Source organism: Alteromonas sp. B31-7, assembly GCF_015767655.1.
GTDB lineage: Bacteria > Pseudomonadota > Gammaproteobacteria > Enterobacterales > Alteromonadaceae > Alteromonas > Alteromonas australica.
Genome location: NZ_CP065233.1, coordinates 145845 through 159031, shown reverse-complemented (window position 1 = coordinate 159031; position 13187 = coordinate 145845). Strand labels below are relative to the sequence as shown.

General features: G+C 46.9%; 12 protein-coding genes. 1 reads left to right on the top strand and 11 read right to left on the bottom strand.

What is annotated here, in order from left to right:
* Nucleotides 1–197: 197 nt before the first annotated feature.
* Nucleotides 198–1028, top strand: a complete 831-nt coding sequence (locus tag IUA53_RS00675) for a mechanosensitive ion channel family protein (RefSeq protein ID WP_196897901.1) — start codon at nt 198–200, stop codon at nt 1026–1028.
* A gap of 100 nt (nt 1029–1128) precedes the next feature.
* On the opposite strand, the gene IUA53_RS00670 is transcribed toward IUA53_RS00675, so the two are convergent.
* From IUA53_RS00670 to rpoZ, 11 genes are all read right to left on the bottom strand, one after another.
* Nucleotides 1129–2160, bottom strand: coding sequence for an ABC transporter ATP-binding protein (locus IUA53_RS00670; protein ID WP_044055511.1), 1032 nt, complete (start codon nt 2158–2160; stop codon nt 1129–1131).
* Nucleotides 2160–3680: an ABC transporter permease gene (locus IUA53_RS00665; RefSeq protein WP_196897899.1), complete on the bottom strand. Its 1521-nt coding sequence runs from the start codon at nt 3678–3680 to the stop codon at nt 2160–2162. The genes IUA53_RS00670 and IUA53_RS00665 overlap by 1 nt, the downstream gene beginning before the upstream one ends.
* Complete coding sequence (locus IUA53_RS00660; protein WP_196897897.1) at nt 3677–4711, bottom strand: extracellular solute-binding protein; 1035 nt, start codon at nt 4709–4711, stop codon at nt 3677–3679. Before IUA53_RS00660 ends, IUA53_RS00665 begins: the two co-directional genes overlap by 4 nt.
* Before the next feature lie 9 nt (nt 4712–4720).
* Entirely contained in the window at nt 4721–5530 is an 810-nt protein-coding gene (locus IUA53_RS00655; RefSeq protein WP_044445908.1) for a hypothetical protein, read from the bottom strand.
* A 392-nt stretch (nt 5531–5922) separates the two neighbouring features.
* The gene (locus IUA53_RS00650) at nt 5923–6396 is read right to left on the bottom strand and encodes a peroxiredoxin (protein ID WP_044445907.1); all 474 of its coding nucleotides are present in this window, start codon (nt 6394–6396) and stop codon (nt 5923–5925) included.
* Between the two features lie 9 nt (nt 6397–6405).
* A complete protein-coding gene (locus IUA53_RS00645) occupies nt 6406–7194 on the bottom strand; it encodes a class I SAM-dependent methyltransferase (RefSeq protein WP_196897895.1) in 789 nt (262 codons plus the stop codon).
* Nucleotides 7187–9259, bottom strand: a complete 2073-nt coding sequence (gene recG / locus IUA53_RS00640) for an ATP-dependent DNA helicase RecG (protein ID WP_196897893.1) — start codon at nt 9257–9259, stop codon at nt 7187–7189. The genes IUA53_RS00645 and recG overlap by 8 nt, the downstream gene beginning before the upstream one ends.
* A 134-nt stretch (nt 9260–9393) precedes the next feature.
* Complete coding sequence (gene trmH, locus IUA53_RS00635; RefSeq protein WP_196897891.1) at nt 9394–10107, bottom strand: tRNA (guanosine(18)-2'-O)-methyltransferase TrmH; 714 nt, start codon at nt 10105–10107, stop codon at nt 9394–9396.
* Between the two features lie 3 nt (nt 10108–10110).
* Nucleotides 10111–10497 carry a RidA family protein gene (locus IUA53_RS00630; protein WP_044445906.1) on the bottom strand — a complete coding sequence of 129 codons (387 nt, stop codon included), beginning with the start codon at nt 10495–10497 and terminating at the stop codon, nt 10111–10113.
* Between the two features lie 23 nt (nt 10498–10520).
* Nucleotides 10521–12629: a bifunctional GTP diphosphokinase/guanosine-3',5'-bis pyrophosphate 3'-pyrophosphohydrolase gene (gene spoT, locus IUA53_RS00625; protein WP_196897889.1), complete on the bottom strand. Its 2109-nt coding sequence runs from the start codon at nt 12627–12629 to the stop codon at nt 10521–10523.
* A gap of 143 nt (nt 12630–12772) precedes the next feature.
* Entirely contained in the window at nt 12773–13045 is a 273-nt protein-coding gene (gene rpoZ, locus IUA53_RS00620) for a DNA-directed RNA polymerase subunit omega (protein ID WP_044055502.1), read from the bottom strand.
* Nucleotides 13046–13187 lie beyond the last annotated feature (142 nt).

Here is a 13187-nt window from a genome sequence, read left to right as displayed (position 1 = left end):
CGTAATAACCCACGTTGCTCAACGCCAACCCGTGTTTTACGCTGAATTTAATCTTCTGTCATTGGCATTAGATTTGGATATTCATACTTATTAACAATACTAAATGTAGAGTAATTCACCTATAACTACCCCCTACATTGAGCAGCGACTCAATAAAAACGAATAATCACACATTAAATGTTAGAGGAATTGAGTCCATGGAAGACTTTTTGGCGTCTTTAGACATCAATCAATATTTGCCTGCCGCGTTAGCGTGGGCAACCAATATTTTGCTTGCGTTAGCCATTTTAATTGTTGGCCTTTGGGTAGCAGGTAAAGTGTATAAAGGCATAGTAGCCATTGCTAGCCGCCACCCCCAATTAGATGACACCCTATTTAAATTTTTTGGTAGTGTGGCCCGCTACACTATATTAGCTTTTGTGGGCATTGCCGTACTGAATCGATTTGGTGTTCAAACGGCTTCTATTATCGCGCTATTAGGCGCGGCAGGTTTAGCCATAGGTTTGGCACTGCAAGGAACGCTTTCAAACCTTGCTGCTGGGGTTATGCTACTTATCTTTCGCCCTTATAAAGTTAATGACTTTGTTGACGCGGCAGGTAAATTTGGAAAAGTTACCGAAGTGGATTTATTCACCACCATTCTACAAACTTTCGACAACCAACAAATTATTATTCCCAATAGCCAAATTTGGGGCGAGCAAATCGTAAACCATTCCCATCATGAAATTCGTGGTGTCGATATGACGTTTGGTGTGGCCTATAACGAAAATACTGATGCTGCCCGGGCCGTTATTGATAAGGTATTAGCTGAACACCCTCACGTGCTAAAAGATCCTGCGCCCTTTGTTGAAGTATCTACCTTGAACGACAGTTCTGTCGATTTTATTGTTCGCCCATTTTGTCATGGTGAGCACTATTTCGACATTCGCTTCTCAGTCCCTGAGCAAATCAAAAAAGCGCTGGATGAAGCCAATATTGAAATACCTTTCCCTCATCGCAAAGTGATTGTGGTTAACGAAAGTGCGTAGCAACGAATTTCGCTGAAACTTACCCATAGGTTAACGCGAAAAAGGGCGGTGATTTTATTCACCGCCCTTTCTTTTTTAAACTGATAAATTGCTTAAACTGCTATTTCGGAAATACAGCCAAAGGATGGGTAGTCACAAGCTGCACATGGGCACGCTCTCCCGGCTTAATCGCGTTTTCATGGCTAACCCTTACTTTAAGGTGGCTACCATTATCTAGCGTTACTGCATACAAGCGGCTTTCCCCTTCGTAACGTACCCATTCCACCGTCCCATTGGGAGAGGGATGCGCGCCGTTTAGGCTTAAATCATCGGGTCTAACCAGTAAATCTACGTCACCATGGGCATGGTGTAACGGCGTACCTGGCACGTTACCTATGTCCGTTATCACTGTGTTATTTGGGTTTGATGCACTGTTATTGTCGTAGCTTGCCTGTAAAAAGCTAGCCTCGCCCATAAAGCGGGCCACAAAGCGGCTTGCCGGCGTGGAATAACAGGCTTCTGGTGTATCTAGCTGCTCTAAAACACCTTTATTTAATATGCCTACTCTATCGCCTACGCTAAGGGCTTCTTCTTGGTCGTGAGTCACCCAAATAGCAGGCACATCGGCTTTTTTAAGGGCGTCGCGTATTTCCCAGCGCAAGCTGTCTTTTAAGGCTGCGTCTAGGTTTGAAAGTGGCTCGTCTAACAACACAAACGCGGGCTCATGGGCTAAGGTACGCGCCAGAGCGACGCGTTGCTTTTGGCCGCCAGATAAGCGAGCGGGTTTGGCATCGCGAAAATTCTCTAGCCCCAAAAGGCTGAGCCAATGATCAGCAAGTTGTGTGTCTTTTAAACGAAAACATACATTTTGTTGCACGGTTAAATGAGGAAATAGCGCGAAGTCTTGAAATACCATGCCCACATTACGCTTTTCAGGGGGAATCGGCTTTTTAGGTGTACTTGCCCAATTGCCTAAGCTTATTTCTCCTTCAGAGATAGGAATAAGCCCTGCCAGCGCTTGCAGTATGGTGGTTTTGCCACAACCTGTTGGGCCTACCAGCATAAGGATTTCATCTTGCCCAAGTGCTAAGTTTAACTTGTCGACAACACGGGTATCCCCATAATTCACTGATAAATCACTTACACGTAGCATTACGACCCTTTATCCTCAGTAACAGTAAATTGGGCTTTGCGTTCGCCCGACAGCATGAGTATTAACCCCACGCCAGATAACAAGACAAGTAGTAAACCCGGCACCGCAGCGCGGCCGAAGTAGCCAGCTTCGTATACTCGCCACATATAGGTAGCAAGAGTTTCAAACCCCGTTGGCCCCAACATTAATGTGGCCGGTAATTCACGCATCGCTTCTAGAAAAACCAACGCTGCGCCAGCAATCATACCACGAAGGGTTAAAGGTAGCGTTATGCGGATAAAGGCTTCTCGTGGCGATGCGCCAAGCACCCGCGCGGCTTTCACCAAACCGGAATCGATATTCTCTGCGGTGGTTCTTACACTGCCTACCGCTAAGGGAATAAACCGCAGCACATAAGCCATCACCAACAAGCTTAAGGTTTGGTAAAACGCTGGGAGTTGCAGACCCACGTAAACCAAAGCTGTTCCCATCACAATACCGGGCACGCCAAAGCCGAAATAGGTAATCCTTTCCATTAAACGCCCCGCTTTGCCTGCAATAGCAGCGTGAGCAACTGGAATGGCTAATAGCACAGCCACAATAGCGGCAATAAAAGACGCATGGGCGGAATTCCAAGCATAACTTAACTCGAAGCCACCCGTACCTTCCCGTACCAACCAAAGCGTAAATATTGCCAATGGCAGGACAATACTCATGAATACAATGGGCATGGTTGCAAACAACATCAGATTACGTTGCCAAGGCGCCGGAAAGAGAGATAAATGTCTACCTGGGCGCTCTGTGGCGCCACTGATACGGCTTTCAATAAAGAGTATTAGCCCAACAATAACCATAAGCTGCAGACTTAACATGGCCGCTTGGCTTAAGCCAAAGGCGTTGTATTCCACAAAGATAACCCGGGTAAAGGTGTCTAACCCCATAATGGCCGGCGTACCAAAATCAGATAACGCATACAAAGCCGCTAATAAAGCGCCAGCGGCAATACTATTGACCACTCTCGGTAATACCACCCGCCATAAACTGGCGCCTAACGATAACCCTAAGGTTCGCGCGGCATTCACCAAGCTTGCATCTAAGCTGAGTAGGCTTGAGCGTGTGGTCATCATAACAAAGGGGTAGGTATAAAGGCTCATCACCAGTGCCGAGCCCCATAACCCGCTAATAGGAGGCGTGCTCACACCCAAAACATTTTCAATTTCTCCCCCGCGACCAAACGAAAAATACATGGCGAAGGCACCAATGTAACTAGGTAGCGCAAGAGGCGCGGCTAAAACAATCAGCCAGAATCGCTTAAACGGCATTTGTACATAAGCGGTGAATAACGCTAGGGGAACACCAATAAGTACCGAACCTATTATGGTTAACGTCATTAAGGCAAGGGTGTTACCTAAAACCCGCAAATTATGGGTATCGAAAAATTGCGCACTGTCTTGGGCTAAAGAAAACAAAACGCCGACGGGCAATAAAGCCATCAGCGCTATCAATAGTGCCAGGGGGTACGACTTTGGCCAGTTTGTCACAGTACGCCAACATCCCTCATCAAGTTAAGGGTGGGACGTAAATCAGCAAGGTTGCGTAAGTCCATTGCAGGAGGTGTCAATGTACTTAAACTCGCTAAACCTTCTGGCTGCGCTACATCTTGAACCAAAGGAATTTCATAAGCTTCCCGAGCAAGATAGCTTTGTACTTCATGAGTGAGCAGGTAGCGAATAAAGTTGACCGGTAAATCACCGTCACTCAGTGCCACTATGCCTGATGCGTTCACTAAACAGCCCGCATCATTTTTGGTATAAGCCAAGGCAACATTCGCATCAGGTTTACCGGATTTTAAGCGCAGTGTGTAGTAGTGATTCGCAAACCCGACATCAACTTCCCCCCGTTCAACGCCCATAACGACACCGAGTTCGCCGGCATATTTTTTGGCGTTGCGATTTACGCCTTTTAGCCAAGCTCGGGTGGCTTTTTCGCCCTCAAGCAGACGCATAGCGGTAACAAATGACTGAAACGAAGAGTACGCTGGCGCCCAACCTAGTTTGAGGTCGCTGTCAGCTAACGCCATCACGCTGTCTGGAATTTGCTCGGGTGACACACGTTGTGTGTTATAAGGCAAGGTACGAACACGCCCAGTAACAGGTGACCAACTCGGGTATTGAAACCCTTCTTTTAACTGTGTGGTTAAATCGGATGGCAAAGGTTTAGCTGCCCCTGCATCCGTTACCATACCAATTGACCCCGTATCCACAGCCCAGAAAAGATCAGCTCGCTTCACGCCCGCTTTCTTTTCCGCCACTATGGTATTCGCTAAGGCAGCAGAGCCACCGCGGCGAATTTTAAGATTAAGCTTAGGGTTACGCTTTTCTATGGCTTGAAGAACATTCTCGTATAAACCACCCTCGCCTCGACCTAAATACAGGGTTAAATCACCCTCTAGTTTAGGTAGTGACTCCACTGACACACTGGCCATGGGGCTTAGGGCGTTTGCGACTCCAAGAGGTAAACTCCCTAACGCTGTGGCGGCGGCTAACCCTTGTAAGAATGTTCTTCGTTGCATAAAGGTTCCTTAAAATACGTCTTTACGACCTTTTTCTGCTTCTACTAGCAGTTTACGCGCTTTGTCTAACTTAACTTGCATAGCTTCAACCACGTGACGAACGGCATCTACGCCTTTATCTTGAGAAATGGCTTGTGGCAAGGTTACGTTGAAGTCTTTTTCTAAGTCTTCCACTAATGCAGCGTCTTTTGCGATTAAGTCGCCTTCTACACCTTCAAAGCGCTGAAGATAGGTGTCATGTACCAGGGTCGTTGCCACTTCATGTAGTTGCTCAGCGTACTTAGCCACTACGCGATCTAAACGTGTTTTAATATCGTCAATAACTTCTGGGCCTGTGGTAGGTTCAACTTCGGTGGTTTTTACCTGATCAATCAAGCCTTTCTTTTGATATTGGGACGCAAGTTTAACTGCGCCTAGCGCTTGCCACAAGGCATGATTGAGTTTCTCTTGCTCTACGCGAACATCGGCAACAGGCTTGCCATTATCAATGGCCATTTTTACACCGTAAATGCCTTGCCAAATAGTGGCATAAATAGGCACGTATTGGGTTTCAATTGCAGAATGGAAATCTACCTCTTCCCAATATTCCATTAAAACATCGGTTTTTAGGTTTTTATCTTTGGCTTCATAAGCATCAACAACACTACCAAACTTACTTTCTAGCCAATGCACTTCTTCTGTATATTCACCAATGTGGGCATGCAAATTATTAACGTGATCGCCAATTGCACCATTCGCCATTGCGTTGCCAGAGAGTAACGAAAATGAAACCGCTGATGCGAAAACCAAGGCACCCATTTTTTTCAGTGTTGTTGTCATAATTATTCCTAAATCGTTGTCTTCTTTCGCAAATGATACTTATTATCATTAACCAAGTAAAGGTAACTCACCGTGTGAATGTGCTGAATATCTGCGCTTCTTGCCTCAATGTTTACAACCACTTGTATTTCGAGCCTTTTATTGCAGCACGCGCGTTAGCCCCTGTGGCGCTAACGCGCTTATTAAACGGTGCTCTTCTATAACGGGGGTAAGCCAAAGCAAGATCATCTCGCGCCATTGATTTGCACTTTACTCGCACATACTGGCAAGTGCCCCACGCGACAGTAAGGAGTAAAACAAAATACTAGGCTAAACGTGGCATAAAAAAGCTCGCAAACTAGACATCTCTAGCGTGCGAGCTTAGTCAAGTAACGCTTATTGATGTAACGCGCTTATAAGCTATCTAACATGCTTTGCGCGTCGCTCACTTCAAAGCGACCAGGATCTTCAAGATTAAGCTTTTTCACCTCACCATCTTCTACCAGCATGGAATAGCGTAGTGAACGTAAACCACCAAAGTTACTGGTGTTCATATCTAGGCCAATTTGCTTGGTGAAATGGCCGTTGCCATCTGCCAGCATGATAATTTCTTCAGCATTATTTGCTTTGCCCCATGCGTCCATAACAAACGCATCGTTTACCGACAAACAAATAATGCTGTCGATACCCTTAGCTTTGATTTTGTCGGCTAACGCCACAAAACCCGGCAAATGTGCCTGAGAGCAGGTTGGCGTAAACGCGCCAGGCACTGCAAACATTACCACTCGTTTGTCCGAGAAAAGTTCATTCGTACCTGGGTTCGTCATTTCTCCGTTGACTAAAAGACCGAAATCCACCTCGGGCAAGGTGCTACCAACTTGTATCATGCTGCTCTCCTAGGGTTTTTGACACAAATACACATCAAATCTATGTTTTTTACTTTCTATTGCCATTGATGGTTTTTCTCCAGCCAATACTTCAGCACTGTTAGGGCGTTTTACCACCACTCTATGCGTTGCAAGCTGACGCGCAGGGGCGAGCAGCGCATCAGCATCTGGGTCGTGCCCAAGCAATTGCTGAAATAGCCGCATCTCCTTTTTCACCAAGGCTGACTTTTTCTTATGTGGGAACATGGGGTCTAAATAAATAGCGTTAACATCCTCACCACTGAAGTATTGCATCACCTCGGCACTATTTCCATGCCGCAGTACCATTCTTTGGGCTAGTTCTGGATAACGCTGAGCTAACCGGCGAATTCCGTCTTCTAAAAGTGCAGCAACCACCGGCGAACGCTCTATCATAGTCACCGTACAACCAACGCTAACCAATACGAATGCGTCCCGCCCTAACCCTGGTGTGGCATCAATGACATGCCAAGGTGCATCCCCTTTTAGCCCAATGGCTTTAACAATGGGCTCTTTTCTTCCGCCACCGTGTTGCTTTCGGTAAAGGCTGGCCGGAGAAGCAAAATCGACGTCGACAGGCAGAGTTTTCTTTTCACTGGCATCAACCAAACCTAAAACATCATTGCACACTTGCAAATAGAATCCGTCCGTTGGCTTAAGCGCGCGATCTACGATGGGGAAGCCCCAAGCATCACTAATAGCAGCGGCTCGTTTCTCATCGGCACTGAAGCTATCTTGCTGTGGCGAACTCGCTACCCAAAGTGGCAAACGGCTAAGCATGACCATATTGCTCCTTATGCCCTATCCAACGGTTTATAATCGCTTGTGCATGAGAGGGGTATTGCTCCCAAAGGGTATAGGCAATCTCTTGCACTTTCGGTATCAGGGCAGCATCTCGTACTAAATCTGCAATTTTCAGCTCTGCCATGCCGGTTTGGCGGGTGCCCATAAACTCACCAGGCCCACGTATCTCTAAATCGCGCTGGGCAATATAAAAGCCATCACTCGATTCTCTTAATACCCCTAAACGCTGTGTGGCTGTTTTCGATAGCGGGCTTTGGTACATAAGCACACATTGGCTTTCTACCGCACCTCTCCCTACCCGGCCTCGAAGCTGGTGCAGTTGCGCAAGGCCCAGTCGCTCAGGGTTTTCTATAATCATAATACTGGCATTGGGAACATCTACCCCTACTTCAATCACGGTAGTGGCCACCAGTAAGTCGAGCTTCCCTTCTTTAAAATCAGCCATAACCTGCGCTTTTTCAGCGGGCTTTAAACGGCCATGTACTAAGCCTACGTTTAAGTCTGGTAGTGCGGTACGCAAGGTGACCGCAGCATCTTCCGCGGCTTGGCATTCCAACACTTCCGACTCGTCTATAAGGGTACATACCCAGTAGGCTTGCCGACCATGGTCTTTGCACGCCTGACGCACCCGTTCAATAACATCAGCACGACGGGTGTCCGGTAATACCACGGTTTGCACTGGCGTTCTGCCCGGCGGCAGTTCATCTATAATTGAGGTGTCTAAATCGGCGTATGCCGTCATGGCGAGCGTTCGGGGAATTGGCGTTGCCGTCATAATAAGCTGATGTGGGTAACGCCCTTGCTGCTCCCCTTTATCTCGCAATGCTAGGCGTTGATGAACGCCAAAACGGTGTTGCTCATCAACAATGACCAAAGCCAGCTGTTGATAATTCACGCTTTCCTGAAAAATGGCGTGGGTTCCCACCAGCATTTGGATATCACCCGCTTCTAAACGCGCCAATACTTCGGCCCGCGCTTTCCCTTTTAGCTTGCCAGCAAGCCACCCCACTTCAATACCTAAGGGTGTTAACCATTCTCGAAAATTGTTCGCGTGTTGCTCGGCTAATAATTCAGTGGGTGCCATCAATGCCACCTGATAGCCGCCGCCAATAGCCGATAACGCTGCAAGGGCAGCCACCAGTGTTTTACCCGACCCCACATCGCCTTGAACTAAGCGCATCATTGGCCGAGCATGGCGCATATCTTGTTGAATATCCGCCACCACGCGTTGTTGTGCGCCCGTGGGCGAGAATGGAAGTTGTGCAAGCAGTTTATCAATAAGCGCTTGGTTCACCGAAATAGCAATACCTGGCTGAGCATCAGACAGCTTACGCACTTTCAATACGCTTAAATGATGAGATAAAAGCTCTTCCAAAATCAGTCGATATTGGGCGGGGTGCAAGCCCTCTTCCATTTCGTGAACGTCGACATCGGGAGGCGGCCGATGTACCGTATGCAGCGCTTCGTTCAGGGAAATTTGGTTGTCGTACATGCCTTCTGGCAGTAAGTCAGCCAATGCGCCTTTGTCTAATAATGCTAAGGCTTGTTCGGTTAAATTACGTAGCGTAAGTTGCTTTACCCCTTCGGTGGTAGGGTAAACCGGCGTGAGTGACTCTTCTGCCAAAGGGGCATCTTCATCGACCAGCTTGAATTCAGGGTGCATCATTTCAATGCCCCACTTACCGGTACGCACTTCGCCAAAACAGCGCACTATATTACCCGGAGACATCATTGTACGCTGTACAGCGCCAAAGTGAAAAAAGCGCAAAGTAATGGTGCCTGTGCCATCACTCAGTTTAACCACCAGCATACGCTTTTTGCCGTATTGAATATCTGCACTTTTCACTTCACCTTGAACACTCACGTGGGTAAAGGGCCTGCATTCCGCCACGCTGTATATTCGGGTTCTGTCTTCATAGCGTAAAGGAAGGTGAAACAAGATATCTTGCAATGTAAACAAACCAATTTTGTTTAGCTTTTCTGCCACTTTTGCACCTACCCCTTTGAGGGCAGTAATCGGTGTCGTGGCCAATGGTTGCATAAGACCCAGTTTCCTTAAATCAAGCGGCTGATTTTGTTGAAGTAGTTATTTGAAAACTGAAGTGTAATGGATTGTGAAGGACTTGGCGAGTACGGTTTACGGACAGGATTCATCGCCGTAAACCGAGGTTGATACTACCCTTCTTGCTGGCTAAGGGCTTTCGCTCCTAATGGGGTGATTTGCATTTCTTTCCACCAACTATCGTTAGCGTCAACTTCCCCTAACGCATTAATAGGTGGAAACGGTAGCCCTTTGCGTTGGCAAAGCTTGAATAAGCGCGGGTAGCCGTTTTCAAAAGCCAAAGCCTGACATTCTGCTTCTGGCAGATGTTGTTCATTATACATACCCGCAATGGTACGTTGTCGTTGCGCTTCGTAAAGCACCAACGCAGCGGCCACAGATACATTCAACGACTGCACCATGCCCATCATAGGAATAACAATGTCCTGATCTGCCAAGGCTATGGCTTCGTCAGTGGCGCCGTATTTTTCTTGGCCAAACAAAATGGCGGTGGGTTTGGTATAGTCTACATCACGGAAATCTACTGCGGTGTCCGACAAATGTGTTACCAATACCTGCATGCCTTGGCCTTTCAGCGCGCCCATGGCATCACCGATGTTCTCGTGATTAGTTTGGCGTACCCATTGTTGGCTACCCATGGCAGTACCACGTCTAAACTGATACTTCTCTTCCCATACCGTATGCACGCGGTGAATACCAACGGCATCGCAGGTGCGAACCACGGCTGACACATTATGAGGTTTATGCACATTTTCTAGGCAAACCGTTAAATCGGTTTGCCTTTTATCCAGCACTTGTCTTATGCGCTGGTAACGCTCTGGTGACATGGCTTACTCCGGCAATTCCATCACACCGTCAATTTCTATTTGCGCGCCTTTTGGCAATGCGGAAACTTGTACCGCTGCCCGTGCTGGGTAAGGCTTGTTGAAATAGCGGCTCATGATTTCATTAACCGTGGCAAAGTGGCCAAGATCGATAAGGAAAATGTTAACCTTGACCAAATCGTTCGTTGTACCACCTGCGGCCTCACAAACGGCCTTTAGGTTTTCAAATACCTGTACGGCTTGTTCTGCGAAATCTTCAGACACCATTTCCATTGTGGCGGGCGCCAATGGGATCTGGCCTGATAAATACACAGTGGTACCGGCTTTCACTGCTTGGCTGTAAGTACCAATAGCAGCAGGTGCCTGATCGGTCTGAATAATAGACTTAGACATAATTTTTCCTAAAATTTAATAGTTTAGTGTCGAGACTGGCTGTGACGTGACACTTTTTGAACTTCTGGCATTGTACGAATCTTCTTCATGACTCTGGCTAGATGCACACGATTGTGGGTGGTTAGCTCAAGGTCGATAAAGTAGATATTACTCTCTTTTTCTTCGGTTTGAAGACCAATAATATTCGAGTCGCACCCAGAAATCGTATTGGTTAACGTAGCCAAGGTTCCTTGGTGATTGATTAGCTCAATACGTAGCGAGGCTTTGAACTCACCTTGTGGTTCTTCATCCCATCGCATAGGTAATACGCGTTGCGGCTCTTCTTTGGTCAGCTTTCTAATGTTGTTACACCCAGTTTGGTGAATAGCCATACCTCTACCTGGGCTCAAAATAGCCACGATTTCATCATCAGGAATAGGGTGGCAGCAACGTGCAAAGTGCACCAGCAAACCTTCTGTACCACGAATAGCCACGTTACCCTTTTTATCAGGTAAATCGGTATTTTCGCCCAATAAACGACGAGCAACAATTGCACTTAATTCGTTACCAAGACCAATGTCTATCAGCAAGGCTTCAAAGTCATTATGTTTGGTTTCCGCCACTACCCGATCGATATCTTGCTGAGCAATATCATCTAATTTAACAGCGCCTAGCGCGTGCCGAAGTAAACGGTTACCCATATTGACCGCTTCTTGCGAATGTTGCTTACGTAAATATTGACGAATGCGGGTACGGGCGCGGGCACTAACTACAAAATTCAACCAGTTAGCGTTGGGCTTGGCCTTTGGAGAGGTAATAATTTCTACCGTTTGACCGTTTTGAAGTGGCTTGCTTAAGCTATAGTTTCTGCGTTCAACGCGCACACCAACGCACGTATTCCCCACATCTGAGTGCACTGCATAGGCAAAGTCCACAGCGGTCGCGCCCATGGGCAACTCTATAATGCGGCCATCTGGCGTGAATACGTAAATTTCATCTGGGAATAAATCTGTTTTAACCGACTCAATAAATTCAAATGACGAGCTCGCCGATTGTTGCAGTTCAAGTAGGCTTTGCATCCATTTGCGCGCACGTAACTGGGCAGTCGTACCGTTATCTCCTGGCTCTTTATAAAGCCAGTGAGCGGCAACGCCTTTATCTGCCATCTGATCCATTTCTTTGGTACGTATTTGAATTTCTACGGGAATACCGTGAGGACCAATAAGCGAAGTATGTAACGACTGATAACCATTGGTCCGCGGGATAGCAATATAGTCTTTAAATCTGTTTTCAATTGGCTTATACAAACCATGCATCGCCCCTAGCGAGCGATAGCAGTTATCAACACTGTCTACCACAATACGAAACGCGTAGATGTCCATAACTTCGTTGAACATTAACTCTTTGTTTTTCATTTTGCGGTAAATGGAATACAGATGCTTTTCGCGGCCTAAGACATTTGATTCAATTTTGAATGCATCTAAACGTGTGTGCAGTTCTTCACGTATATTTTCAATGATTTCTTTTCGATTACCCCTAGCCTGGCGCACAGCTGATTTAAGTGCTCTGTGACGCATAGGATACATGGCTTGAAAACCAAGGTCTTCCAGTTCATTTTTAATATCGTGAATACCCAAACGGTGGGCAATGGGGGCGTAAATTTCCAGCGTTTCTAGAGCAATACGACGGCGCTTGTCTGGGCGCAGAGAGCCTAACGTACGCATATTGTGGGTGCGATCAGCCAGCTTGATTAAGATAACCCTGATATCTTGTACCATGGCCATCATCATTTTACGGAAGTTCTCCGCTTGCGCTTCTTGCTTGGTGCTGAAGGCGAGTTTATCTAGCTTACTGACACCTTCCACTAATTCGGCGACGGTGTCGCCAAAGGCGTCTGCTAAGTCTTCCTGACTATAGTGCGTGTCTTCAATCACATCGTGCAGCAAGGCGGCCATAATCGTTTCATGGTCTAAATGCATGTCTGCAAGAATGCCTGCAACCGCAACGGGGTGCGTAATGTAAGGGTCTCCGCTTGAACGCATTTGACCATCGTGGGCTTCTTGCGCCAATACGAAGGCTTCCTGCACCAACTGAACTCTATCGGCAGGTAAATACTCTACAACTTTTTGCTTTAAACCTTCAAACAAATACACAGCGAAGCACGGCCCTTATATAACGTTACAACCCTAAGAATACGTTTAATTGCGCATTAAGCCAATACACGAAAAGCAAAGCGCCAGTGCTTTTTTCAAAGCACTGGCGCCCAATTCTAATTTACTACCCCAAAAAGGGAAGATTACTGATCAGAAAGAATGTTAGCAACAGACGCAAACTCTGCGTGCTCTGCTTGTTCTTGATCACGAATTTGATCCTGCTCTAACGTGCTAGCTGTGACCAAACCTTCTTCGATTTCACGAAGTGCAGTAACGGTTGGCTTGTCGTTTTGCACGTCAACCATAGGATCTTTACCTTCAGTGGCAATTTGGCGTGCGCGACGCGCTGCTACCAATACCAAGTCAAAGCGGTTACCAATTTTATCTACGGCATCTTCTACGGTTACGCGAGCCATGTATTTCTCCGAAAATTAGGTTGAGCAAGTAATTCAAAAAACGGCCGCGTAGTATACACATTTGCAAGCCGCGATCCTAGCGCTTTGTGTGAAATTGAACCAGCAAAACCCTACCGATCCACAAAAAGCCCAAGGAACCCCC